The sequence below is a fragment of the Actinacidiphila paucisporea genome, from assembly GCF_900142575.1.
Taxonomy (GTDB): domain Bacteria; phylum Actinomycetota; class Actinomycetes; order Streptomycetales; family Streptomycetaceae; genus Actinacidiphila; species Actinacidiphila paucisporea.
Genome location: NZ_FRBI01000003.1, coordinates 19,997 through 43,825 on the forward strand (window position 1 = coordinate 19,997; position 23,829 = coordinate 43,825).

A 23,829-nucleotide genomic window follows, 5' to 3' on the forward strand; every position below is an offset into this window, starting at 1 on the left:
GGGTCCCGCGCCTGGGTGGACGCCGACTCAGAGTGACGGCTCACTGCATCACCCACGGGTCGTGGATGTCGTACGTGTGAGATCCGGGGTGGTCCGCGAATTCGGAGCACGGCTCCAGGCCCGCGCTGGCGGCGCGGCAGTCAGGAAGGACAACGACCGTCCCCGCGAGCTGGCCGCAGCTCCACCGTGCCCATACAGACCCGGTGTCGGGGCCGTCGAGATGCTTGACGAACGCGTGATGGTCGCCGGTGATGTGCTCTTCCAGCGAGCAGCGCAAGGACTGCTGGACGTCGGCAATCTCCGTCCCCGGACCGAACGACAGGGCGGCCGAGACGAGGTGAGGAGGAAGGAGTGCGCGCTGCCCGCAGATACGGAGCCGACTGGCAAGTGCGCGTGAAAGCGTCGTTTCTGTCATGGGAGGAAACAGTTCCTTAGCGGTAGTGGTCCGGCCGGAGAGGCTGTCTGTGAGGACAGGGCGCGGGCTCACGCGCGGGCGAAGCCGCGGCAGCGTTCGATGTCGGTGACTTCGGTGTTCATGGCTTCGATCTCGTGGTGCGCGGCGGTGCTGTAGTGGCTGACGACGTCCGGGCCGAGGAGATCGGCGGCGGGTTTGCTCGACGCGAAGAGATGGAGTGCCGCGTCGAGGGTGGCCGGCAGTACGGGGGCGGTGGTGTTGTCGCCGACCGGTGCCGGCGGAGTGAGGTGGCGCCCGGTACCGTCGCGGATCGCGGCGATCACGGCGGTGAGGGCCAGGTAGGGGTTGGCGTCCGCGCCGGGCACGCGGATCTCCAAGTGGCGGTTGCGGCCGTGGCCGGCGACGCGGATGGCGCAGGTGCGGTTGTCCCAGCCCCAGCTCATATGCGTGGGGGCGAAGGTGTTCGGCCGGAGGCGTTTGTAGGAGTTCGGTGTCGACAGGAGCAAGGGCATCAGGTGGGGCAGGACCTCGACCAGGCCGGCGATGGCCTGGTGCCCGGCGGGCAGAAGGCCGCCATCGTCGGAGGCGAGGACGGGCTTGTGGTCCTCCCACAGGGACAGGTGAACGTGCAGCCCGTTGCCGATCCCGGTCTGCGGGGCGGCCATGAAGACCGGAGTGACGTCGGTCGCTTCGCCGAGCTGGTGGGCGGCGTGCTTGAGGATGCAGTGGTTGTCAGCGGCCTCGATCGGATCGCCGTAGCGGAAGGTGACCTCGACCTGCCCGGGCGCGGCTTCGGTCTTGGTCGACTCCAACGGCAGCCCGGAACCGGTAAGCGCTTCTTCGAGCGAGTGAAGGAAGTCGCGCATCGGCCTTGGGTGGGTGAGGTGATAGTCGAGGTTGCGCTCGGAGACCGGCTGTAGCTGGTCCAGGGCCGCAGACCCGGTACCGCGGTAGACGGTGAACTCCGTCTCCACGCCGACCTTCGCAGTCAAACCGAGCTCCTGCTGGAGGAGACCGAGCTGGCGGCGCAGCATCGTGCGCGGCGCGATCGACAGGTTCGCCCCGGTCGCGTCACAGGCGTCGGCAAGGACGAGGACTCCCCCACCGGGCCAGGCGAGGCGACGCATCGTGGCCAGATCGGGCACGACGTGCATGTCGCCGTACCCGGTGGCCCAGGAAGCGTGGGCGTACCCGTCCAGAGGCTGCATGTCGATGTCGGTGGCCAGCAGGTACGCACAGAACTCGGCACCGGTCTCCGCAACGTGCTCGGCGAAGTAGCCAGCGGGCATGCGCTTGCCCTGCAGGCGGCCCTGCATGTCGGGCAGCGCCACCAGCACCATTTCCTCCGGGGCCCGAGAACGCCGGGCACGAAGATCAAGGCCAAGGAGACCCGCGTCGTTCAGGGTGCTGGTCATACCAACTCCTCGGCGTCCAGGCTCTGGTGAGCCGGAGCTGCTGTGGGTGCGTGGTAGCCGTGGCGTCCGCGGGTCAGCCACCACACGGTGGCCAGGATCAGCGCGATGGCCAGGGCGACGGGGGCGTAGTTGAAGGTCTCGACGGAGACCAGCCCATGGGTGGGCCGGGTTTGTGGCAGACAGAACAAGACGGTCACGAAGGTGACCCAGGTGACGGCCGTCCAGCCGATCGGTGTGCTCCACCGACCCAGGTGCCAAGGTCCCTGCTGGAAGTTCCGGCGGTATCTGAGCCGGAGGTAAATGGGGATGGCGTAGGCCGGGGTGATGCCGATGACGTTGATCGCGGTCACTGCCCCGTAGGCGACCGTGCTGTACAAGGCGGGCAGCGCCAGAACCGCAGCAACCGCAACGGACAGCCATACCGCGTTCGTCGGTGTGCCGGTGCGCTCCGAGACCCGTCGCCACCGCGGTGAACCAGGCAAAGCGCCGTTGCGGGAGAACGCGAAGACCATCCGGGAGCAGGCAGCCACCTCGGCGTTTCCGCAGAACAGCTGGGCTGCGATCACTACGAGCAGCAGGGCCTTGGCCCCGGCCGAACCGAGAGCGTCGAGGAAGATCTGCGCCGGCGGCACTCCGGTGCTGCCGGCCAGGGTGCCGGCGTAGTCCTGGATGGCGTACGTCAGGCCGAGGAGCAGAACGAACCCGGCCAGCCAGGACCAGAAGATGGCGCGGACGATGCCGCGCGGTGCGCTGGTCTGCGCGTGGGTGGTTTCCTCGCTCAGGTGCGCGGAGGCGTCGTATCCGCTGAAGGTGTACTGCGCCAGCAGCAGGCCGAGGAGGACGACGTACCAGTGGTTCGACCAGCCTGTGCCGTTCACGAAGTGGGTGAACACCACGTGCGTGGACTGGTGATGGTCAGGCACCACGGCCAGGGCACCGACGATGAGCGCGACACCACCCAGGTGCCACCACACCGACACAGAGTTCAGCACGCTCACCAGCCGCACCCCGAACAGATTGAGGGTGGCGTGTAACAGGAGAATCGCGAGGTAGATCAGCATGGTTCTGCCGGGAGTGGGTTGGGAGCCCCATTGCAGGTTCGCGAACGCGCCGGTGAACAGGGCGGCTCCGTAGTCGATGCCGGCTATGCCACCGAGCAGGCCCAGCAGGTTCAGCCACCCGGTGAACCAGCCCCATCGCGGGCCGCCGAGTCGACTGGTCATGTCGAACAGGGCGCCTGACGTCGGGTAGGCCGAGGTGACTTCCGCCAGGCCGGCGCCCACGAGCATCACCATCGCACCGACGATCGCCCAGCCCCACAACATCACCACCGGGCCGCCGGTGATCATCCCGAACCCGAACAGGGTCATGCACCCGGAGAGGATCGAGATCACCGAGAAGCTGATCGCGAAGTTCCCGAAGGGACTCATCCGCCGGGTCAGCACGGGCTTGATGCCCATACGGCGAAGAGTGCTGTCGTCGTCGAGATCCGTGCCGTAGTCGACACGGTCGGTGCGGGGCATGGCAAAGCCTCCGGAGAAGGGGGACGGGGAAGACGGACAGATCGATGTCGGGAGGAAGAAGGCACGGGTATTGCGGTCACGCCGAACGTCAGGGGCCTGGGCCGGCTCGCTGACTGCCTTCGGCGACCGACAGACACTGGCGGCGCGCCCTGCTGAACTCCGCCACAGCGAGATCGGCGTCGTCCGGACGTGCCGACATGTACGTCCAAGGGCGGGCCGTCATATGCGGCCCGATCATCTCGAAGACGGGGGCAGCCTCTGCGTAGCGGCGCCCTGCCCAGGCCGCGTGTGCCAGATGGTTCAGGTCCAGGGGGGAGACGCCGGCCGGATCACATTGCCGGAACCATTGCAACGCGCGGTCGATGTCGAAGCCGACGGCCTCGGTGCTCCAGTGAATGTGACCCTGCACGTCGTACGCCCGGTTGCCGCGCCTGTGCCGGTAGTGCTCCGCATAAGCGAACAGCGGCAGCACCAGCAGTGGAGAACCGGACCCGGCGGGGACTTGACCGCGGAGCCAATGCGCGTAGTTCACCCCTGCCCCAGGTCCCCCGACGTGGGACGCCGCTAGGACCTGAAGCACGCGGTGGTGGGCTTCCCGGTTGAACGGGTCCCGGCGCCATACCTGTTCCAGCAGGCCCCATGGCCCGGGCGGCAGCATCGGATCAGGCGGTGGCATGCGGTGGGCACCGATCGTCACCGCGACATCGATGGTCGCCTGTCCGAGAAGACAGACCCACGGCACGGGATCTTGAGGGAAGCTCTGCGCAGCGCTGAGAGCGGCTTGGCGAGCCTGGAGCACCACGCCCGCGACCTCGTGGCCGGCCCGGTGGGCACGCAACACCGTCTCTGTCCCTACCCGGGCCTGCATCATGAGCGCGTCCACGCTCCGCGGTTCTTCCCTCAGCCACTCGCGAACCGCACGCGACCGCACCGCGGCCGAGGCGAGGATCTGCGACCGCTGCGTGCGTAAGGCCCAGTCGGCGCCCGTCCGGGCCAGCAGATCCCCCATCGGACGCCACCGCCCCATCCGCACTTCGTCGACCACCACACGCAGCTCGTCGTCGAGACCGGCAGGATGCAGAGCCGGCCGGTACTCACCCGCAAACGCGCCGGTCATACCGCACCCCCCACTCCCACAGCGCGAAGGCGGTTCGACGCAACCAGCGCGTACAGGAGGGACCCTTTGTCACCGCGGGGCATTTCCCAATAGGTAACTACGGTCGACGCAAATCCAGTTAGGGTCATCGGACGCCCCGAGGCCCGGACGGGCGCCATTCACTGGGCACATGCGCCAAGAACGAACCGCGTTGGTTGAGCCAGTCGAGTACGGTCTCGTAGACGTCGTCGTCAGTGATGGACAACGACGACCGGTCGAGCGTGAGGATGCCGTTGGCGAACCCTCGTGTGACCGCGGAACTCGCCTTAGCCCAGCCGGGCATCCCCTCAGGAGCCTCCGCGTCGGGGTCATCGGAAAAGGCGCCCGCGATTTGCCAGCCCTGGCTGAGCGCGTAAGCCCTCGCGTGTTCCAGCCTGTCCGAGATTGCAGACTCGGACGAGGCCATCGTGTAGAGGACGACCTTGACGGGCCCTCGCCGGCGAGCGAGCACGCCGGCCAGCTGCTCCCGTTGACGCGCCCCCAGCTGGACGCTGCGGACGGCACGACTCCGTGAGGGTGGCTCGTCCCACAGCCACCCCCACTCATCCGGGGCGTACGGGCTGATAAGAGCCGGTGCTGCGCGGTCGCTCACGATGCTCCTCTCCACAGGCCCACGATGGTTGCGATGCCGAACCGCAACGCCGCAACGGAGCAGCGGGGCGGAGCAACAAAGCTCGCAGCGTCGCGGCAGGCTTGCCATGTCACAGCGGGTATGACCTGTTGTAGCCCGGAGGGATTGGGGTATCACCTGGGTGTCATCTGTGGATCAATGCCGCCCTGAACCACTACACCTGAGCCGCACTGGGCAATAGTCAATCGGGTGTCTCGCTACCCGGGCGGCACTGTGGAATGGGCAGACGGAGGGGTCAGGTAGATGTCCGAGCCAACGCTGCTCAAGAAGTTGGTCCGGGAGCGTGGCTGGACCTACGACCAGTTCCGGCGGGCGTACGAGATGGCGGCCAGAGACCTCGCTGCGACGTCGGGCGAGGCCATCTCGACGGCTTCGGTGGAGGAGCAGACTTTCCGAAGGTGGACCTCAGGTCGCGTGAGTGGGCTTCCCAATCGGCCTGCTCCTCAGGTTCTGGAGCACATGTTCGGGTGCCAGGCGCGCCTGCTTTTACGCCCGCCGTCCGGCGAGCACGTCGCCGTTGGCAGTCGATTTGTTCCTGCGCTCGATGAAAGTGATCTCGCAATGACCGCACGAGACGCTGCGGCGCACGCTGGTGACGCCGCCTCTCTCAGCCTCCCCGACATGACTCTGGACCAACTCGATGACGACGTCATCGCCCTCGCGCGCACCTATGGCAGTACGTCGCCGGTCGAGGTGTACCGCAGGGCGAAGGAGCTGCTCGGCCTGAGTCAGGCCCTGTTGGAGAGGACTCAGGTACCGCGGCAACGTACCCGCGCCTACCTTGCGGCAGGACAGGCCTCCGCCTTGCTGTCCTCGATCTGCTTCGACCTGGGTTCTCTCCCCACTGCGGTCCAACTGTCACGCACCGCGGCTCTCTATGGGCAGGTCATCGAGCACGGCCCGCTCCAGGCCTATGCCCACGGGGCCCTGGCGTTCCTCGCGTACTGGGGTGGGCGACCCGCCGAAGCGGTGCGGCTCGTTCAGACCGCTCAGCGATTCGGGGGGCTCGGAGACTCCGCCATAATCCGTCTGGCGGTGATCGAGGGACGGGCCTATGGCCACCTCGGCAGGCAAGTGGAAGCTGAGCGCGCAGTACGCCGTGCTCTCGAACAGAATGCGGGTACCCGCGACGAACTCCACGACGACGTCGGCGGCGAGTTCGGGTTCCCCGCCGACAGGGTGGCCATGAGCAATGCCACCACCTACCTTCTGCTCCGTGACGCGGACGGAGCTGATGAAGCCGCCAGCAGCGCCCTGCGCCTTCTGAGCGCCAAGCCGGCCGACCAGCGCCCACTCATGACCTCGACACAGGCATCTGTCGACCTCGCGCGTGCACGGCTGCTCCGCCAGGACCTCGACGGAGCACACGAGGCTCTTGAGCCCGTCTTCGACGTCCCTTCGGAATGGCGTGGGACAGGCGCGTTGGAGCGTCTCGCCGCGGCTCGTGCCGAGTTGAGCCGACGAGGCTTCCAGGGCTCGAATGCTGCAAGCACTCTGGGCGAGCGCATCGAGGACTTCATCGCGTCGGCAACTGCACAGAAGCTCAGTGGGGCTGCGCCACTGGCGATCGAAGGCTGAATCACCCGCTCAACTGCGCCAGGATCTTCGCCTCCTTCTCGGGTGCGATGCCGTGCTCGGCCCACCGAGGATGCTCCACCGGGAGGCCGCCGCGCCGCATCCAATCCCACGTGTCGGCTACCGTCTCAGCGAGCGGCCGGCACCTGAAACCGGCTGCGTAGGCGTTCGTCGAGTCGATACGCCAGACGCCGGCATGCGTACGCCACAGGGGAAGTTCCGTCCACTGCCGCACCCCCTGCTGGACCAGAAGATCATCGGGCGCCCACACCAAGTGACCGAAACTCCCCGTAGCTTCGAGGCATGAGCTGAGGAAACCACCCATGGTCTCCCGCCCCATGGGCGCCGTCACGTTGTAGGCCCCGCCGCCTTCTGCCATCGCCTGGTCAAGTGCGAACGCGGCCACGTCACGCACGTCAACGGGCTGGATGGACTTGCCCGGGTCGCCCGGCGCAAGGATCGGCCCGCCGCTCTCAGCGCGGCGCAACCACCAGGGCAGCCTGCCCACGTACTCACCTGGGCCAAGGATGACGCCCGGCCGGAGGATCGCGACGCGCCCCGCCCCGAAGGCCGCCAGGGAGGCCCGCTCGGCGCCGGCCTTCTGCCGGCCGTAGTACCAGTCGGGCCCGTCCCAGCCTTCCGGTAGCCGCCCGTAGTCGATATCCGCATCCGGGGGGCCGTCCAGCACCTCGGAGGACTCGGTAAGCGGCTCGTCCGGCCAACCCCGGTAAGCGTTCACCGTCGACACGTAGACGTATCGCCCGGCCACCGGCGCGAGACGCTCGGCACCCGCCAGTACGTCTCGCGGCGCGAGTTCCGAGGCGGACGTGTCGATCACAGCGTCCCACGGACCATTCTCGCCGAGCCGCGCAAGGTCAGCTGCGACCGTGCGATCCCCGTGAATCTCCCGCACCCCCGCTGGCGCGGTCCCCGACCTCCCCCGGTTGAAGGCGGAAACCTCCCACCCCCGGCCCAGCGCCTCCTCCGCGACCGCCCTGCCCAAGAACCAAGTCCCGCCCAGAACAAGAATCTTCATGCGTGCGATCATGCCGCCGCCGACACGATCGCGCTATGGGCGACCTTCGGCTACGCACTGAGGCCCGATCGGGTCCGCTGCTGACACCACTCCGCCTCACCGAGGTCACCCTGTCCTGAGGGACAGGTCCTGGTCGCACTCCTCGGATACCTCGATCGTGTGCCCGACGTGCGTCGTCTGCCGACGATAGGCAGGCTGGAGACATGGAACCGCGCGTCGTGGTCGAGCCCCAGGGCCGGGATGGCGGTCGCCGGGTCCGTGTGGGTGCCCAGATCCTCGGCATCGCATACGGATCACGCGACCTGCTGGAGTTCCTGCGGCGAGCGGGCCTTGAAGACATCGACCAGCTCGACCTTGCAAGTACGGATCTGATCGATTGGCAGGGCGGCGGCCCTGCTGTCTGGGACTGAGGATGGTCTCGCAAGCCAGACGCGCGGAGCTGAGAGGACGCCGGGGCTACTACGAAGGCGGTTAGCTTCGGGGCGATCGGCGGCGCCGAGTTCTCCCCGCGCAGGCGGGTGGTCCGGCGACCGCCTCTTCCTTCGTGTTGCTTGGCGAGCAGTATCTCGCCGTCATCCCCGAGGTCGACGAGGGATGGCGTGTGCGCCTTCGGGACCACCACGACGTGGACCGGGTGGGCAGGGTTGGTGTGCTCGAACGCCAGAACGTCTTCGGTTTCCGCTACCACGGTGATCGGCGTGAGACGAGGGATGGCCTGGTGGCAGTAGAAGTCCGACAAAGGCGGGGCCGTATCAGCATCGGTCACACGCGGCAGCCTCCGGCATCGGACAGTGATCGTGCCGCTCTCCCACCCCGCGGGACTCGGCAGCGGCAGACCCGCACGTCAAGCACAGAGGCCGTGCCGCTCTCCCTCATCCCCAACTCGATTGGCCTCCAGCGGCTGACGCTCCAGCCCGAGCAGCCTGAGGAGGTCGGCCGTCACGACCCGGTAGGCGTTCCCCAGGCGGAGCACCCGCACCGGGTAGCGCCCCTGCCTGGCAAGTGCGTAACCGGTCGACCGCCCGATCATGAGAGCCCGGTTGGCGGTGTCGAGGTCGATGGCCGCCGGAAGGCCGAGAAGCTCTTCGCCTGTCAATCCTTGCGCCTCACGGGACGACGTAAGTGTCTTCATGATGGCCTCCTGGCGCTTGCTGGTGCCCTGTGTACGGAGAATGTGTATCACAGAGTTGCGGATGCACTTTCAGCTCTCTTAGAGTGCATACATGACAACGGAGCAATGGCCAGCCGTGTTCACCGCACGTGTGGTCCAGGCGATGCGCGAGGCACGGCAGGCCGCCGGCCTCACCATGGGCGACCTCGCCCAGGGCTGCGCCGACCGCGGGTACCCCGATATCAAAGAGCAGACCATCAAGAACCTGGAGGCCGGACGCCGGGCCAGCATCTCCATCGCCGACCTCGTCGTCCTGGCCGACGTCCTCGGCATCCCGCCGGTCGCCCTCCTCTTCCCCCTCGGCACCGACGCCACCGTCGAGGTCCTGCCGGGCCGGGAGGTCTCCACCTGGGACTCCCTCGCCTGGTTCACCGGCGAAACCCCCACCACCCAGCCAGCCCCCCAGGGCACCGCCCGCGACCTGCTCGACCTCTTCCGCAGCCACGGCGACCTCGTCGCCGCCGCCACCGCCTCCAACGCCCTGGCCCGGGAGCGGCGGCGTGAGGCCAGCACCACCCTGGACCGCAACCGCAGAGCTGTCCTCCTGGACCGCGCGGCCGGTTACGAGGAGCACGCCTTCGAGGACAGCGCGGACCTGCGCGCCTTCCGCACCCGGATGCGCGAGCGGGACCTCGTACCCCCCGCCCTCCCTACCGACCTCGCGTTCGTCGACCAGCCCGAAGCCCAAACCCACCCGGAGGACGGCGACCAGTGAACGGAACCACCACCCGGCGGTGCTCCTGCCGCGACCCCAAGACGGGGAAGAACTACGGCAAGGCATGCCCGAAGTTCTCCAACAAACGGCACGGCACCTACGCCGTGCGCCACGAACTGACCGCCCGCCAGGACGGCACCCGCCGCGAATACCGCCGCTCCGGCTTCACCACCGCCACCAAGGCCACCGAGGAACTCGACAAGGTCCGGGCACTGCTGTCCATACCCGACAAGGACGACCCCGCCGGGCAGCTGCTCATCAGCGACCTGCTGGAGTCCTGCGCCCGCAGCAAGGAACCACTGCCCGACTACGACGAGACCCGGCGCCGCTTCGCCACCGGCCAGACCCTCAACGCGAAGACCACCGTTGCCGAATGGCTCGACCTCTGGCTCGCAGGCCGCAAGCGCCTGCGACCGACCGGACTCAAGCGCTACGAACTGGACGTGCGCGTCCACCTCAAACCGCACCTGGGCGGCCTGCGGCTGGACAAACTCCGCGTGCACCAGCTGGACACGATGTTCGACGCCATCAACGAGGCCAACATCGAGATCGGCGAGCAGAACACCCAGCGCCGGGCCGCCATCACGCAGCTCCACGCGACCTCACGCAAGGGTGCTGACGGCCGCGCACAACGCGCCGCGCTCCAAGAGGCGATCGACGCCATGCCGCCCTTCCGCCGGATCACCGGGGCCAGCACCCAGCAGCACATCAAGGCCACCCTGCGCGCCGCGCTGAACGTGGCCATCGCCCAGCAGGCCATGCCCAACTTTAACCCCGCCGAGCACGTCGAGGTGGAGCCCGGTGCCAAGCCGAAGGCGCTGGTGTGGACCGACGAGCGCCTCGCCCACTGGCAGGCCACCGGCGAGAAGCCCTCCCCGGTCATGGTGTGGACCCCGGGGCAGACCGGGCGCTTCCTCGACTTCATCGCCGATGACCGCCTCTACGGCCTGTGGCACCTCATCGCGTTCCGGGGCCTGCGGCGCGGTGAAGCCTGCGGGCTGCGGTGGATGGACCTCAACTGGGCCGACTCCTCCCTCACCGTGGCCACCCAACTCGTCCAGGACGGCTGGGAGATCATCGAAGGCGCCCCCAAGACAAACTCCGGAGTGCGCACCATCGCACTCGACACCGAGTCCATCACCTACCTGCGCGACCACAAGGAGCGGCAGGCCCGCGAGCGCGCCCAGTGGGGAACCGCCTGGAAGCTGACCGGGCGCATCTTCACCCAGGAGGACGGCTCCTGGCTCCACCCCGGCAAGGTCTCCGACCTCTTCGAGCGCCTGATCGCCGCCGCCGGACTGCCCCCAGTCCGCCTCCACGACCTGCGCCACGGCGCCGCCACCCTCATGCTCGCCGCCGGAATCGACATCAAGGTCGTCTCCGACACCCTCGGCCACTCCGACACCCGCATCACCCGCGACATCTACCAGGCCGTCCTCGACGACCTCGCCCGCGCCGCCGCCGAAGCCGTCATCAAGCTGGTGCCCCGGGCCCGCACGAGCCGAATCGCTGGCCACGGGCAGAAAGCCTCGCCCAGGCTTCCGGGGATGGCACGACTCAAGCCTCCCGCCTCCGGAAACAGCGATGACCAGACCGTCTGACGCTCAGCGCCAAGAGGTCCCCAGGCGTGTGGCCGAGCTATGCAGTAGCTCGGTCACACGCCAAGGCGGGAGTGTCAGTGCTCGTTGGTAGGTTCCGCCCGTGACCGACTTATCCGTGCCCGTCTCGAACTACTTGAAGCTGTTCATGGCAGCCTTCGGGCCTGCGGACCATGAAGGGCATCACTGGTACCAGGGCCCCTGCGACGTTCCGGATGACCTCGACTGGCATTCCCTCAATCGACGCTGCCCGGTACCCGCCCCCAGACCCGGATACGAGAATGTGTTGCACCCGGACGTCGTTGAACGGCTTCGAGAGATCCTCCGCAAAGGCGTCCGTCCGGACAACGACGACGGCTACGACCACCTCAGCTTCGGACATATGCTCACGGAGGGGCTAGACCAATCCCTCACCACCAAAGTCGCTCCCCCGGCCGGCCGCCTGTACGTACTCGAAGCACAGGGCCCCTATCAATACGCCATGTACGGCCAGACAGGAAATGTCGTGCCACGCATCAACACTCACCGACGTGATGCCGCCAGGCACGGCTTCGGCCTGCTGAACCTATGGGTCTCGCCAGTGCTTTCGAACGCCCGCAAAGCCGAGTGGGTGGCCTTGAACTTGGGACGCACTCTTCACGGCCGCCAGCACGACGGAGAACGCTTCTATGAGCTGCCGTACGGGAAGGCTCTCACCATCGCACGAGTCGCAGCAGAGGCATGGGCGCCCGACGGGCCCCAGGATGGCGGGTCTACCAGGAGATGACAGGGCACCACAATATAACCCAAAGCGGACTTAAGGATCTTACCGAACACCGGGCCCTGAGCGCTCGGCACCTGCCCTAGGGTTTTCGCAGCGGTTGAAGTCCCATGGCTGGACCTCCAACTCATCGGCGCAAGGACCGCGGCCACATGGCCGCACTTCGGCGGGTAGCCGAACACCCCGATGAGGAGGAAGCGATGCCCAGAGGTCGACACCGCAGCGGAAGGGGAGGAATCCGGTTACAAGCCGCTTTGCCGTTCGTCAGCGCGTTAGTCGCCCGCGTCATAGCTGACGCGGTCAGCTCGCACTTCCGAAACCGCTGAGGCAAGTAGCCGGATTCCCCACGCAACCACAGACGACCGTTCCACCCGGTCGTTGGCGCGTTGTGGGAGACGCGTCACGCGTGGGGTGCCGCGCAAGCCAGTGTGGCCCCCACGTGCTGCATCAGCCATCCTGCCGCTCCGCGCCGGTGCCATGAATACACAGACACATAGAGTTAAGCAACACAGCCGACAGCACTATACTGCCGCCTCAGCCTCCCGGCATCGACATCTACTAATCTACCTTCAGCGGTCGGGCTTGCGATCTTCCCGGGCAACGCATCCAGCGTTCCATTGGTGTCCGCCTCGGTACGTACTATCAGCCAGCGCTCCAACGGCGAGCCAGAGCGGCGTCGGCTCGCAGAGTCGCGGGCATCCTCGCGTCCGCTTCGGCCTGGTCGTGGTCCTCGTCACAAGGGCAGATGCTCCAGCCGTCACGTTCAACGCGCGTGGCTACCGTCTCGGTGATACCAGCGAGTTCGGTCAGCACGCCGACCGGCAGCTCGGCATCATCATCACCAGCAGCGGTGGAGGACAATGCTGCTCCGATCTCGGTGGCCAGGTCCAGCGCCTGATCTGCGACGCGCCCGTTGCCGTTCAGCCGAGCGTACTTGCCCGCTTGCGCGGCTGCCATCACCAAGCGGCCCGCCACCCGTACCGGCACCACGGCTCTACGGGCGTCAACTCGGACGGGCCGCACAGAATGTACACCCTCCGCGCCCTCACGGTCGGGGTCCGAGGCAACGATGATGGCGTCGGCGACGGTCTCAGGCACAACCATATGGATGGCCTCTTCCGGGTCCAGGTTCATGCGCTCGGCGACCGAGCGGACCATCAGCGCGACCACATCGCGCACTGCCACCGGCTCGACCTCGACGCCGCGTGTCAGGAGCACCGCGCTCGTCTGGGCGACGACCGCCTTGAATTCAACGCTCTGCTGGATCTCCGGCACCTCTTCAGCCTACGGACTGAATCTTGTCGGGACACGACAACCCCGACAGACGCTGCACCACGCCTGTGCGCCGGGCCGCCGGGCAGCCGATCGACCCGCTGAACGCTCCGGAGCACCGGCCGCCGTCATGGGGTCACCACAGGAACGGGACCAGGAAAGAGCCTCGGCCCGCGCACCCCGTGCGCTCCCCGGGAACAGCCCGATGTCCTTCATCTGTCCCGATGCGCTCCCCTCGCGCTCCCCCGACACTCTGGCGGCATCTCCAGCTAGGCCGAGGGAGCTGCGAGGTGCACGGTAAATGGAAAAACCCCAGGTCACGGCGAGTGAGTCCTGGGGCCTTCCGGGAGCCGCCTTCGGGATTCGAACCCGAGACCTACGCATTACGAGTGCGTTGCTCTGGCCAACTGAGCTAAGGCGGCGTGCTGCGGGCCAGCCAAGGGTGGCAGGCGCAGCGGGGGCAAGTCTACAGGGTTGTGGGGGGTGGTTCCGACCGGGTGGGGATCTTGGAAGGGTGCAGGTCAGGTGCACTTCTTGTGGGGTGGGGGGACCTTGCCGGACAGGAGGTAGGCGTTGACGGCGGTGTCGATGCAGGTGGAGCCGCGGCCGTAGGCGGTGTGGCCGTCGCCGTCGTAGGTGAGGAGGTGGCCGGAGGAGAGCTGGGCGGCGAGGGACTGGGCCCAGGCATACGGGGTGGCCGGGTCGCGGGTAGTGCCGACCACCAGGATCGGGGCGGCGCCCTTGGCCTGGATGCGTTCGGGGTGGCCGGTGGCTGGCAGCGGCCAGTAGCCGCAGATCAGGGAGGACCAGGCCAGGGCGGTGCCGAAGTGGGGGGAGGCGGCGCGGAAGGAGGCGAGCGCCTTGGTGACGTCGGCCGGGGAACGGAAGGCCGGGGGGAGGTCGAGGCAGTTCACGGCGGCGTTGGCGTACATCAGATTGCTGTACTTACCGGTGTCGTCACGCTCGTAATAGCTGTCCGACAGCTGCAGGAGCGGGGCGCCGTCACCCTTGTTCGCGCTGATCAGGGCGCCGCGTAGGGCGGGCCAGGCCTCCTGGTCGTACATCGCGGCGATCACGCCGGTGGTGCCGAGGGCCTCGGTGAGGGGGCGTGGGGTGCCGGTGGGGAGCGGGTGCTTGTCGAGGCCGGCGAAGAGGGCGTCGAGGCGGGTGCCCGCGTCAGTGGCGGAGGTGTGGCCGAGCGGGCACTCGGAGCGTTTGACGCAGTCGCGGGCGAAGGCGCCGAAGGCGGTCTCGAAGCCGCCGGCCTGGATGCGGCTGCTTTGCAGGGCGTCCACGGAGGGGTCCATGGCGCCGTCGAGGACAAGGCGGCCGACGCGCTGCGGGAAGAGGCCGGCGTAGGTGGCGCCGAGGAAGGTGCCGTAGGACTTGCCGACGTAGTTGAGCTTGGGGTCGCCGAGCAGCTGGCGCAGGACGTCCATGTCGCGGGCGGAGTCGACGGTCGAGACGTGGCCGATGAGGCCGGCGGACATCTTCTTGCAGCCGGCGGCGAAGGTACGGTCGGCGGCGGCGAGTTTGTCGGCCTCTGCGGTGTTGTCGGGGGTGGAGTCGACGGCGGTGTACGCGTCCATCTGCTTGTCGCTGAGGCACTTCACGGGCTCGCTGCGGGCGACGCCGCGCGGGTCGACGGCGGCCATGTCGTAGCGGGCGGTGACGGCGGCGGGGTAGCCGGTGGCCGCGTACTGCAGGTAGTCGATGGCCGAGCCGCCCGGGCCGCCGGGGTTGACGAGCAGCGAGCCGAGGCGTTTCCCGGGGCCCGCCGCCTTCTTGCGGGCGACGGCGAGCTTGAGGTCGTGGGCGGCGACGGGGTGGGCGTAGTCGAGCGGGACCTTCATCGTCGCGCACTCGAAGTCCGGGACGCCGCAGGAGTGCCAGCCGAGCTTCTGCTTGTAGTACGGCGCCAGGTTCGCGGGGGTGGCGGCCGGGAGCGGCGCGAGCGTGGCCTTGGTGGTCGGCGACGCCGTGTCGGACGGGGCCGGCGCCGCGGTCGCGGCCGGGGCGGGCGAGCCAGGCGCCGAGGCCGCCGGGGCGGAGGCGGCGGCCTGGTGGCCGGAGCCGCCGGAGCAGGCGGACAGCAGCAGCCCGGTCACCGCGATCACGGTGGCCGGGAAGCGGAGCAGGCGCGTGGGGTGCTTGAGGTGCATCGGCGGCTCAGGTCCTCCCGTCGGATGAGTGCGAGCGTAACTGGCGGCGGGCGGGGACAACTGGGATCGGTGTCCCCTAATGAGTGATTACGAGCTTTGCGGCGGTTTGCGGGATTGCGGGACGGTGTGGGGTGGGTAGGCAATCCACGGGGCCGCGGTGGGGGTGCGGGTGGCGGGAAGCGAGGGCGGCAGGGGCGGCGAGGGCCGCAAGGGAGACAAGGGAGACAAGGGGGGAGCGAAGGATGGGGGGAATCCGGGTGGCACGGGCGATACCGGCGGCACCAGCGGTACGGGCAGTACCGGGGCTACGGGCAGGACGGGCGGTGCCGGCGCTGCGGGCGATACGGGGGCCGGCGGCGGGGTGACGGTCTTGGCGGGGCCGTCGAGCTTCTCCGTCATGTAGCCGGCGATCTGGGCGAAGAGTTCGCGGTGGGCGGCGATGCCGTCGATGACCCGCACCTCGTCGCCGTGTGGGTGCAGGGCGGCACGCAACCGCAGGGTGGCGGCGCGGGCGGCGGTGTCGCCGGTGGCGACGGCCAGCAGCAAGGAGGGGCGTGGCAGTGATGAGGGGGCAAGAGGTGGATACAGACCGGAGATCCCGGCGGCGGCGCCGTAGCGGCCCGTGGTGGCGAGTGCTTCGCGTACGGCGCAGGGGGCGCCGGCGCCGACCCCGATGACGCCGGTGGCGGTACGGGCGGCCAGCACGCGGTAGCGGCGCGCGACTTCGGCGAGGGCGGTGGCGGGGCCGTGGGCGGAGCCGGGCGCGCAGTGGGCGGGCAGCACGAGGACGAAGGAGTCGGCGGTCCGGCGCTTGGTGGCGAGGGCGAAGCCGCCGTAGAGGTCGGTTTCCGCGTCGGCGGGCAGGTGGGCCACGACGACCGGGAAGCCGATCCCGGCCGCCTTCCGCGAGGCGTACTGCGGCGGCAGCCACACCCGGGTGCCGTCCTGGAGCTGATCGAGGGTGCCGCCCGCCGGATGCCCGAGAGTGCGCACCTCGGGCGGCGGCGGGGCGGGCTCCGGTGTACGGGCCGGTGGCGGTGGTACGAGGACGGGCGCGAGCGCGGCCGCCCCGGCGTCGACCTCTTCCCGGCCGCCACCACCGAGGAGCGGTAGGGCCAGCGCTGCGGCCAGCAGCGCCGCGGTCCCGGCGGCGCCCGCGCGGACGGCGGTACCGCTACGGTCCACGGGCAGCTCGTACGCCTTCCCGGCCCGCTCGGCCCACCAGTGCCGCAGCGCGCGATGCCCGAGCAGTACGGCCGCGGCACCGGCCAGCACCATCGTTACGGTCCGCACGACGTCAGCCACGGCAACCCCTTCGGGACGGCTGCGGCCCCGCGAGGACGGCAAGCAGGCAGGACCACTGCCTGCACCTTGCAACGGAGACGGCCCCAGCCCCGGCTGCCGTCGCGTGCACCGGGCCGCGATCACCCGAACGCCGCATCGCGTCCCGGCGGGGACGCGCGAGTCGGGCCGCCCGGGGCGCCGGACCTCGGGGGGCGCGGGCGGTGGGTCAGCCCGCGCGGAGGGCGAGGGTCATGGCCTCGACGGCGAGGAGGGGGGCGACGTTGCGGTCGAGGGCGTCGCGGCAGGCGAGCACGGCCTCGATGCGGCGCAGGCTGTGCTCGGGGCGGGAGGTGGCGGCGATCTGCCGGATGCCGTCGTCGACCTCGGTATTGGCGATCCGCTCGCCCGTACCGAACTGGACGGTGAGCACATCGCGATAGAAGGAGGCGAGGTCGGTGAGAGCGAGGTCGAGGGAGTCGCGCTGGGTGCGGGTGGAGCGGCGCTTCTGGCGGTCGGCGAGTTCCTTCATGGCACCCGCGGTGCCACGCGGCATCCGGCTGCCCGCGCCCGCCGCGGCGCCGAGGGCGGCCCGCATCTCCTCGGTCTCCTTGGCGTCGACGCCCTCGGCGACCGCCTTGGCGTCCTCGGCCGCCGCGTCGACGAGTTCCTGCGCCGCACGCAGGCAGCCGCCGATGTCGCCGACCCGCAGCGGCAACCGCAGCACCGCCGCCCGGCGCTCCCGCGCCGACTCGTCGGTGGCCAGCCGCCTGGCCCGCCCGATGTGGCCCTGGGTGGCGCGCGCGACGTCCGCCGCGAGCCGCGGGTCGATACCGTCGCGCCGGGTCAGCACGTCCGCGACGGCCTCGACGGACGGTGTGCGCAGGCTGAGCAGCCGGCAGCGCGAGCGGATCGTCGGCAGGGCGTCCTCCACCGAGGGGGCGCAGAGCAGCCAGACCGTGCGGGGCGCCGGCTCCTCCACGGCCTTGAGCAGCACGTTCCCGGCGCCCTCGGTCAGCCGGTCGGCGTCCTCGATGACGATCACCTGCCAACGGCCGACCGCCGGGGACAGCGACGCCCGCCGCACCAGGTCCCGGGTGTCCTTGACGCCGATGGACAGCAGGTCGGTGCGGACGAATTCGACGTCGGCGTGCGTACCGACCAGCGTCGTATGGCAGCCGTCGCAGAAGCCGCACCCGGGGGCGGCACCGAGCGCCCGGTCGGGGCTGACGCACTGCAGTGCGGCGGCGAAGGCACGGGCGGCGGTGGAACGGCCGGACCCGGGGGGGCCGGTGAAGAGCCAGGCGTGGGTCATACGCGACCCGGCGCCACCGGACGTCACGAGAGCGTCGGCGTCCGCCGCGGCAGCGGACAGTTCGGCCACCACATGGGCCTGGCCGACCACGTCGTCCCATACGGTCACCGCGTACTCCCTTCGCCACAGGCCTCCATTCTGCGCCATGCCGCTGACACCCATGCCACCACCGGACGGGTGCCCACCCGCGCGTGCCCGTGCACATGGCAGTTCCGCGAGCAGGCCACCCGCGACGCCTCCCTCGCCACCGGCGGCCCGCCGCCCTGCCCCCACCCCCACAGACCGTTGCCACCAACGCACCGCAGGAGGGGGGACGACCCGGCGGCGGCCCCCGCCCTGCCCCCACCCAACCCCCACAGACCGTTGGCCGCCGACGCACCGCAGGAGGGGACGATCCGGGGGTGTCCCCGCAGGACTGCGCACGATGGCCGCTGGAAGGTTCGGAAAGTGCCGAGGTGCGCGGTCCGAGGAGATACTCCCCGGAGTGGCCCCGACCCGCCCACGCACCGCAGGCGCCCCCACCCACGGCGGCGAGCGGCTGCCCCCACCGCAGCCCGCACACCGCAACCGCGCGCCAGGCGCCCCCGCCCAAGCCGCACCCCACCGCGGCCCAGCCCGCCGCAGGCGGACCGTACTCAGAGGCTCAGAGGGAGAGCCGCTGCACCCCACTCGCAACCGCCCGCCGCCCAGGCGACTCCGTGCCGGTCCAGCACGAACCCCGCCGCGCCAGCAGCCGCCGCAGCCACAGCTCCACGGCGACCAGCTCCCCCAGGCCGTCCAGCGGAGCCGCGGGCGTGGAGGCCGCCGCTCGCAGGGCGTCGCGTACGGCCCGCGCGTCGACCAGGCCCGCGTCGGCCAGCAGCGGGGCCTCGAACAGCTCGATCAGCGGGTCGATCGCCGAGCGGACGCCGGCCCTGGCGGCCGCCGCCGTGGCCGAGGTGTGGGAGGCGGCGCCCCAGCCGGCAGGCAGGTCGCGGACGCCGGCGCTGGCGAGCACGTCGCGCAGGATGTCGGCGCGCGCGCCGGGCCGGACGCGCAGGGCGCCGGGCAGGGCGCGGGCGGCGCGGACGACGGCGTTGTCGAGGTAGGGCGCGTGCAGCCGCTGGCTGGGGACGGCGGCGGCCTGCTCCAGGACGCGGAAGTCGGCGGCGTGCCGGGCGAGCGCGGCTCGGGCCCGCCGCTCGCCGGGGCGTTCGATCGGCCAGGGCCGCCTGGCCGCGTCCTGCAGCCGGACCGACACCTCGGCCAGCGCCTCGCCGGTGAGCCATCGGGCGGCCGGCCCGGGCCGCACCCAGGCCATCGCGGCGAGCGACGCCCCGATGGGACCGTCGGACCCCCCGAGGGAGACGCCGAAGGACCCGTCGGAGGCGTACCGCAGCAGCCGGGCCGCCGCGTCCTCCACACCCTGTTGATAAGGGGTGCGGGCCAGCCGCCGCGCGGCCCGGTAGACGGTGATCGGCACGGTGAAGGGCACCAGCACCGCCGGCCCCGCGGCAGCGGACCCGCCGGCCCGGGTCAGCGCGGCGACGGGCCGTACGAGGTGCCGCCGGCGCCGGTCCATGAGCAGGTCGGCGAGCCGAGCGGGGTGCGCGTCGAGCACCTGCCGGGCGCCGAAGCCGATGAGGTGGTCGGCGCCGCCCGCGGCGAGCCGGCGGCGGTGGCGTTCGGCGACGATCAGCGAGGGGCCGGGCTCGTCGGTGAGCGGTACGGCGGGGCCGCCGTTGAGGTCGGCGTAGGGCAGGGCTTCCGCGCCGCCGGGTACGACGACGTGCCGCAGCCGCGGGTCGGCGGCCAGTTCGCCGGCCCTGGCCAGCTCGCCGTCCCGCAGCGGCCGTCCGCCTTCGGTGAGGTCGTTGAAGGTGACGGCGAGCAGGCGTTCGCCGGCCAGCGAGCCGGGCGCGCCCGGGAGGGTGCCGGGCATGCCGGGGAGTCCGGCGGCGAGCAGCGCCAGCGTGGCGGAGGCGCTGCCGCCCGACAGGTCGGCGCCGATTCCGGGGGCGGGGATCAGCCCGCTGCCGAAGGGGTCCTCCTCGTGGCCCAGGCCGCCCGCGTCGGGCACGAACCGGGGCTGCGCCAGCCGCGCCCGTACCGACTCGACGAGCGCGTCGCGTATCGCCGCGATGGCCGCGTCGGCGTCCGCGGCGGTGGCCGGCTGATGGCCGAGGGCGAGCGAGGCGGTGGGCTCGTAGCCGGTGATCTCGGGGGCGCCGTCGCGCAGGGTCAGCGCGTGGCCGGGTGGGACGCGGCGTACTCCGAGGTACGGCGTGCCGTCGCCGAGCGCCTCGGGGGCGTCGGGGCAGGCGAGCATGGCGGCCAGGTGGGTGACGTCGAGCCCGGCCTCGATGAGGTCGGCGAGCGGCAGCGCGGCGGTGGCGTAGGCCGTACCACGGGAGAAGCGGGTGTGGAAGACGGGTCTGGCGCCGGCGAGGTCGCCCAGCACGGTGATGCGGCGGCCCAGTTGCAGGACGGCGGTGTAACTGCCGGGCCAGGCGGTCACATGGCGCAGCGCACCGCCGCGGGCGGCGAGCAGGCCGAGCCGCAGGTCGGCGTCGCTGGCGCCGCAGCGCCCGAGGATCGCGAGCCGCGCGATGCCCTGCGAGCCGCCGCCCGTACCGCCGTTGGCGCGCGAGCCGTAACCGCCGCCGTACGCGCTGCCGTTGCCGCCGGAGGTGCGGGCAGTGCCGGACGTGGGGGATGCGTACGAGGACGAGCCGTACGTCCCTCCCGGGTGCGCGGAGTCCGCGTCCACGACCCGCACCTCGTCAGGGCGCCAGTCGCCCACCGCCCACAGCGGATCGAGGTCTCCCCACAGGAGTTGGGCGCCGACCGGCAGCAGGGTGCGCCCGCTGTCGCCGTGAACGGGACCCGCGGTGGCACTGCTCCACCCCACCAACCACCGCATCGTCGCCTCCACAGGCTGTGGACAGCCGATGCGCAGGCTCCGACCCACCGCTTGCTCGCGCGCGCCTCGCCCCGCCATGCCGCCACGTCTGACGTCCGAAAGACCATGCTGCCACGTGGACACCCGCAAGGAGGCGCATGAGTGCTCCCGGGTGCGCCGGTTCGTGCGCCGGATGCCCGGCCGCCGCCGAGGAACAGCACGGCGACCGACGCGGATCGAGGCCGATCGACGCGGATCCGCAACGGACCAACAACAGAAAGATGTCAGCCGGGGCCCGCCGGAGGTACGCAATCGGGGCGTTGCGGACAGCCGCGGGGGGCGGGAGTCGCCGCCCGGCCGAAACGTCGGGTTCGCGCCAAAGTTTTGGCGCGGGGGCGGCGCACGCCGGGCACATGCCGGAGGTGATATGCCGGGTAACAGGGGCAGTTGGCGGCGATCGTTTCCCGCCGCGGAATCTTCGTCCGCGGCGTCGCTGATCACCGTTCGGCACGCCGCCGCCGCACCGCAGCCGCGACGTGGAGCGACGACGGAAGCCGAGCACGACTACGGCGCGTGCACGGCGAGGCGTGCCCTCCTCGCCCCCGGCGGTCGCGTCCGGCCGCCGGAACGCGGCCCGCGGGCGCCCGGAAACGGATGGGCGGCCCGCGCACGACACACGGCCCGGGGGGCGACTCAACGCCCCCCGGGCCGGTCCGCCACCCGCGGGGATTGTGGCAGCGGAACTCGCTGGCCCGCCGCACCCCGCCATAGCCGCCTGGCGGAAGCGCGGGCCGACCCACGGCTCACCATGCAACCGCCCGCACCCGCTTCGGCACAGAGCGCACAGGCGGGCGCACGGCCACATATACCGGGAGCACACGCCGCTCACCGCCGACGGCGGTCCGCCGGCCCCCCTCCTGGCGTCGCCGGCCGTCGATCATCGGATCGCCGGGGGATGTTCGGGCGGGGCACTTTCCGCGCTACGGGCGCGTTCGGGTAAGGGGCTGGATTCGCGCCATCCGACACGAGACCCTTAACGGTCGGGAGGCGGCGAACTACGCTGGGTGTATCCGGTTCGCACCCGTACGTGCGGCTCGGATATCCGGCACAGGCACCGCGCTCGCCGCCAACGGGCCCCCGCGGTGGCTGAATCGGACTCCAGGGGAGGGCGGCCCCCGCAGCCCCGACGACAGACCAGGCCCGCCGGCCTGCCCCAGCGGCATCACGAGGTGAACCGCAGTGAACAGAGAACACCGCGGGCCGAACGAGAAACTCGGCACCCTTCTCGGTCTGGCCGGCATCAGCAACGCCGGACTCGCCCGCCGGGTCAACGACCTTGGCGCACAACGCGGTCTGACGCTGCGATATGACAAGACGTCGGTCGCCCGCTGGGTCGCCAAGGGCATGGTGCCGCAGGGCGCCGCGCCCCATCTGATCGCCGCCGCGATCGGCAGCAAGCTCGGCCGTCCCGTACCGCTGCACGAGATAGGGCTCGCCGACGCCGATCCGGCACCGGAGGTCGGTCTCGCCTTCCCGCGCGACGTCGGCGAGGCGGTGAAATCGGCCACCGATCTGTGGCGGCTGGACCTCGCCGGGCGGCGCGGGCCGGGCGGCTCCGGAATCTGGCAGAGTTTGGCCGGATCTTTCGCAGTGAGCGCTTACGTGACACCCGCGTCCCGCTGGCTGATCACCCCGGCCGACGCGACGGTCGCGCGCGACGCGCCCGCGCCCGGCATGGCGCACGTCGGGCACACCGATGTCTCCAAGCTCCGCGAGGCCGCCGAGGACGCCCGGCGCTGGGACTCCAAGTACGGCGGTGGCGACTGGCGTTCCGGCATGGTGCCGGAGTGCCTGCGGGTCGAGGCGGCGCCGCTGCTGCTCGGCTCGTACAGCGACGACGTCGGCCGCGCGCTCTTCGGCGCCACCGCCGAACTGACCCGGCTGGCCGGGTGGATGGCCTTCGACACCGGTCAGCAGGAGGCCGCCCAGCGGTATTACATCCAGGCGCTGCGGCTCGCCCGGGCCGCCGCGGACGTGCCGCTCGGCGGATACGTGCTCGCGTCGATGTCGCTGCAGGCGACGTACCGCAACTTCGCCGACGAGGGCGTCGACCTCGCGCAGGCCGCCCTGGAGCGCAACCGCGGCCTCGCGACGGCCCGCACGATGAGTTTCTTCCACCTCGTCGAGGCGCGCGCCCACGCCAAAGCCGGCGAGGCGGCGGCCTGCGGGGCCTCGCTCGCCGCGGCGGAAGCGCTGCTCGAACGGGCCAGGGAGGGCGACGCCGACCCGAGCTGGCTCGGCTTCTACTCCTACGACCGGCTCGCCGCCGACGCCGCCGAGTGCTACCGCGACCTGCGCATCCCCCGCCAGGTCCAACGTTTCACCGAACACGCGCTCGCCAAGCCGACGGAGGAGTTCGTGCGGTCGCACGGGTTGCGGCTCGTCGTCTCCGCCGTCGCCGAACTGGAGTCCGGCAATCTCGACGCGGCCTGCGCGGCGGGCGTCAAGGCAGTCGAGGTCGCCGGCCGGATCTCCTCCGCCCGCACCACCGAGTACGTCCGCGACCTCCTCCACCGCCTGGAGCCCTACTCCCACGAGCCGCGCGTGCTCGAACTCCGCGAACGCGCGCGGCCGTTATTGGCCGCACCCGCGTAAGTCCTCCCCCCGGCCGCGGGGGGCGCGGTTCCTCTACGGCACGGGGGTGCCGGTCCGTGGGCCGGTCCCAGACTTTCGTCTGGGGGTACCCCCGCCCCCGGACGGCGCCGGCTCGCGCAGACGGCAACCTTCAGGGGCGGCGCGGGGAACTGCGCGCGCAACCCACCACCGAACGGTGGTCCGGACACGACAGAGACAGCCCCTTGCGGCCGGTGGCGACGTGCGGCCCCTCGACGGCTGGTCGCGCCGTTCCCCGCGCCCCTGAGGG

The 23,829-nt window shown here is 70.7% G+C and carries 18 protein-coding genes, 1 tRNA gene and 1 pseudogene; 6 read left to right on the top strand and 14 right to left on the bottom strand.

Annotated elements, in window-relative coordinates; all coding sequences use genetic code 11:
* Positions 1-40 precede the first annotated feature (40 nt).
* The 5 genes from BUE44_RS06170 to BUE44_RS06190 form a co-directional block, all read right to left on the bottom strand.
* Positions 41-415 carry a hypothetical protein gene (locus BUE44_RS06170; RefSeq protein ID WP_073494668.1) on the bottom strand — a complete coding sequence of 125 codons (375 nt, stop codon included), beginning with the start codon at positions 413-415 and terminating at the stop codon, positions 41-43.
* Between the two features lie 68 nt (positions 416-483).
* Positions 484-1,830, bottom strand: coding sequence for a glutamine synthetase family protein (locus tag BUE44_RS06175; protein WP_079189527.1), 1,347 nt, complete (start codon positions 1,828-1,830; stop codon positions 484-486).
* Positions 1,827-3,353: an amino acid permease gene (locus BUE44_RS06180; protein ID WP_073494671.1), complete on the bottom strand. Its 1,527-nt coding sequence runs from the start codon at positions 3,351-3,353 to the stop codon at positions 1,827-1,829. Before BUE44_RS06180 ends, BUE44_RS06175 begins: the two co-directional genes overlap by 4 nt.
* Positions 3,354-3,441: 88 nt before the next feature.
* Positions 3,442-4,470: a hypothetical protein gene (locus BUE44_RS06185; RefSeq protein ID WP_073494673.1), complete on the bottom strand. Its 1,029-nt coding sequence runs from the start codon at positions 4,468-4,470 to the stop codon at positions 3,442-3,444.
* Positions 4,471-4,594: 124 nt separating this feature from the next.
* Positions 4,595-5,101 (bottom strand): serine integrase family protein, encoded by a 507-nt coding sequence (locus BUE44_RS06190; RefSeq protein ID WP_073494675.1) that lies wholly within the window; start codon positions 5,099-5,101, stop codon positions 4,595-4,597.
* Positions 5,102-5,383: 282 nt separating this feature from the next.
* Here BUE44_RS06190 and BUE44_RS06195 point away from each other — a divergent pair, with 282 nt between their 5' ends.
* Positions 5,384-6,718, top strand: coding sequence for a tetratricopeptide repeat protein (locus BUE44_RS06195; RefSeq protein ID WP_073494678.1), 1,335 nt, complete (start codon positions 5,384-5,386; stop codon positions 6,716-6,718).
* Between the two features lies 1 nt (position 6,719).
* Here the strand turns inward: BUE44_RS06195 and BUE44_RS06200 are convergent, their stop codons facing one another.
* Positions 6,720-7,751 (bottom strand): NAD-dependent epimerase/dehydratase family protein, encoded by a 1,032-nt coding sequence (locus BUE44_RS06200; RefSeq protein ID WP_073494680.1) that lies wholly within the window; start codon positions 7,749-7,751, stop codon positions 6,720-6,722.
* 203 nt (positions 7,752-7,954) lie between these two features.
* Between BUE44_RS06200 and BUE44_RS06205 the strand changes: the two genes are divergently transcribed.
* A complete protein-coding gene (locus BUE44_RS06205; protein ID WP_073494682.1) occupies positions 7,955-8,161 on the top strand; it encodes a hypothetical protein in 207 nt (68 codons plus the stop codon).
* A 179-nt stretch (positions 8,162-8,340) separates the two neighbouring features.
* Here BUE44_RS06205 and BUE44_RS39475 read toward each other — a convergent pair.
* Both BUE44_RS39475 and BUE44_RS06215 read right to left on the bottom strand, forming a co-directional pair.
* Positions 8,341-8,517, bottom strand: a pseudogene (locus tag BUE44_RS39475) (HIT domain-containing protein); the annotation flags it as partial.
* Between the two features lie 78 nt (positions 8,518-8,595).
* On the bottom strand, positions 8,596-8,883 hold the full coding sequence (locus tag BUE44_RS06215) for a hypothetical protein (protein ID WP_073495353.1): 288 nt from the start codon (positions 8,881-8,883) through the stop codon (positions 8,596-8,598).
* Between the two features lie 91 nt (positions 8,884-8,974).
* On the opposite strand from BUE44_RS06215, the gene BUE44_RS06220 reads away from it, so the two are divergent.
* From BUE44_RS06220 to BUE44_RS37015, 3 genes are all read left to right on the top strand, one after another.
* Positions 8,975-9,637, top strand: coding sequence for a helix-turn-helix domain-containing protein (locus BUE44_RS06220; protein ID WP_073494684.1), 663 nt, complete (start codon positions 8,975-8,977; stop codon positions 9,635-9,637).
* A complete protein-coding gene (locus tag BUE44_RS06225; protein WP_073494686.1) occupies positions 9,634-11,238 on the top strand; it encodes a site-specific integrase in 1,605 nt (534 codons plus the stop codon). The genes BUE44_RS06220 and BUE44_RS06225 overlap by 4 nt, the downstream gene beginning before the upstream one ends.
* A 100-nt stretch (positions 11,239-11,338) precedes the next feature.
* Entirely contained in the window at positions 11,339-12,001 is a 663-nt protein-coding gene (locus tag BUE44_RS37015) for a hypothetical protein (RefSeq protein WP_143172472.1), read from the top strand.
* Between the two features lie 636 nt (positions 12,002-12,637).
* Here the strand turns inward: BUE44_RS37015 and BUE44_RS06235 are convergent.
* The 6 genes from BUE44_RS06235 to BUE44_RS06265 form a co-directional block, all read right to left on the bottom strand.
* Positions 12,638-13,270 (bottom strand): hypothetical protein, encoded by a 633-nt coding sequence (locus BUE44_RS06235; RefSeq protein WP_073494692.1) that lies wholly within the window; start codon positions 13,268-13,270, stop codon positions 12,638-12,640.
* A 345-nt stretch (positions 13,271-13,615) separates the two neighbouring features.
* Positions 13,616-13,689, bottom strand: a tRNA-Thr gene (locus tag BUE44_RS06240).
* Between the two features lie 99 nt (positions 13,690-13,788).
* Positions 13,789-15,429, bottom strand: a complete 1,641-nt coding sequence (locus BUE44_RS06245) for an alpha/beta hydrolase (RefSeq protein WP_073494694.1) — start codon at positions 15,427-15,429, stop codon at positions 13,789-13,791.
* Between the two features lie 87 nt (positions 15,430-15,516).
* Positions 15,517-16,734, bottom strand: coding sequence for a hypothetical protein (locus BUE44_RS37375; RefSeq protein WP_159450233.1), 1,218 nt, complete (start codon positions 16,732-16,734; stop codon positions 15,517-15,519).
* A gap of 205 nt (positions 16,735-16,939) precedes the next feature.
* Positions 16,940-18,133 carry a DNA polymerase III subunit delta' gene (locus BUE44_RS06260; RefSeq protein WP_073494701.1) on the bottom strand — a complete coding sequence of 398 codons (1,194 nt, stop codon included), beginning with the start codon at positions 18,131-18,133 and terminating at the stop codon, positions 16,940-16,942.
* A 535-nt stretch (positions 18,134-18,668) separates the two neighbouring features.
* Positions 18,669-20,927 (bottom strand): asparagine synthase, encoded by a 2,259-nt coding sequence (locus BUE44_RS06265; RefSeq protein ID WP_107415635.1) that lies wholly within the window; start codon positions 20,925-20,927, stop codon positions 18,669-18,671.
* A gap of 1,218 nt (positions 20,928-22,145) precedes the next feature.
* Between BUE44_RS06265 and BUE44_RS06270 the strand changes: the two genes are divergently transcribed.
* Positions 22,146-23,561, top strand: a complete 1,416-nt coding sequence (locus BUE44_RS06270; protein WP_073494703.1) for an MFS transporter — start codon at positions 22,146-22,148, stop codon at positions 23,559-23,561.
* Positions 23,562-23,829: the final 268 nt, after the last annotated feature.

Coding starts and splice junctions, on each gene's coding strand:
- BUE44_RS06170 (WP_073494668.1), bottom strand. CDS start 415: ATGACAGAAACGACGCTTTCACGCGCACTTGCCAGTCGGCTCCGTATC.
- BUE44_RS06175 (WP_079189527.1), bottom strand. CDS start 1,830: ATGACCAGCACCCTGAACGACGCGGGTCTCCTTGGCCTTGATCTTCGT.
- BUE44_RS06180 (WP_073494671.1), bottom strand. CDS start 3,353: ATGCCCCGCACCGACCGTGTCGACTACGGCACGGATCTCGACGACGAC.
- BUE44_RS06185 (WP_073494673.1), bottom strand. CDS start 4,470: ATGACCGGCGCGTTTGCGGGTGAGTACCGGCCGGCTCTGCATCCTGCC.
- BUE44_RS06195 (WP_073494678.1), top strand. CDS start 5,384: ATGTCCGAGCCAACGCTGCTCAAGAAGTTGGTCCGGGAGCGTGGCTGG.
- BUE44_RS06200 (WP_073494680.1), bottom strand. CDS start 7,751: ATGAAGATTCTTGTTCTGGGCGGGACTTGGTTCTTGGGCAGGGCGGTC.
- BUE44_RS06205 (WP_073494682.1), top strand. CDS start 7,955: ATGGAACCGCGCGTCGTGGTCGAGCCCCAGGGCCGGGATGGCGGTCGC.
- BUE44_RS06215 (WP_073495353.1), bottom strand. CDS start 8,883: ATGAAGACACTTACGTCGTCCCGTGAGGCGCAAGGATTGACAGGCGAA.
- BUE44_RS06220 (WP_073494684.1), top strand. CDS start 8,975: ATGACAACGGAGCAATGGCCAGCCGTGTTCACCGCACGTGTGGTCCAG.
- BUE44_RS06245 (WP_073494694.1), bottom strand. CDS start 15,429: ATGCACCTCAAGCACCCCACGCGCCTGCTCCGCTTCCCGGCCACCGTG.
- BUE44_RS06265 (WP_107415635.1), bottom strand. CDS start 20,927: ATGCGGTGGTTGGTGGGGTGGAGCAGTGCCACCGCGGGTCCCGTTCAC.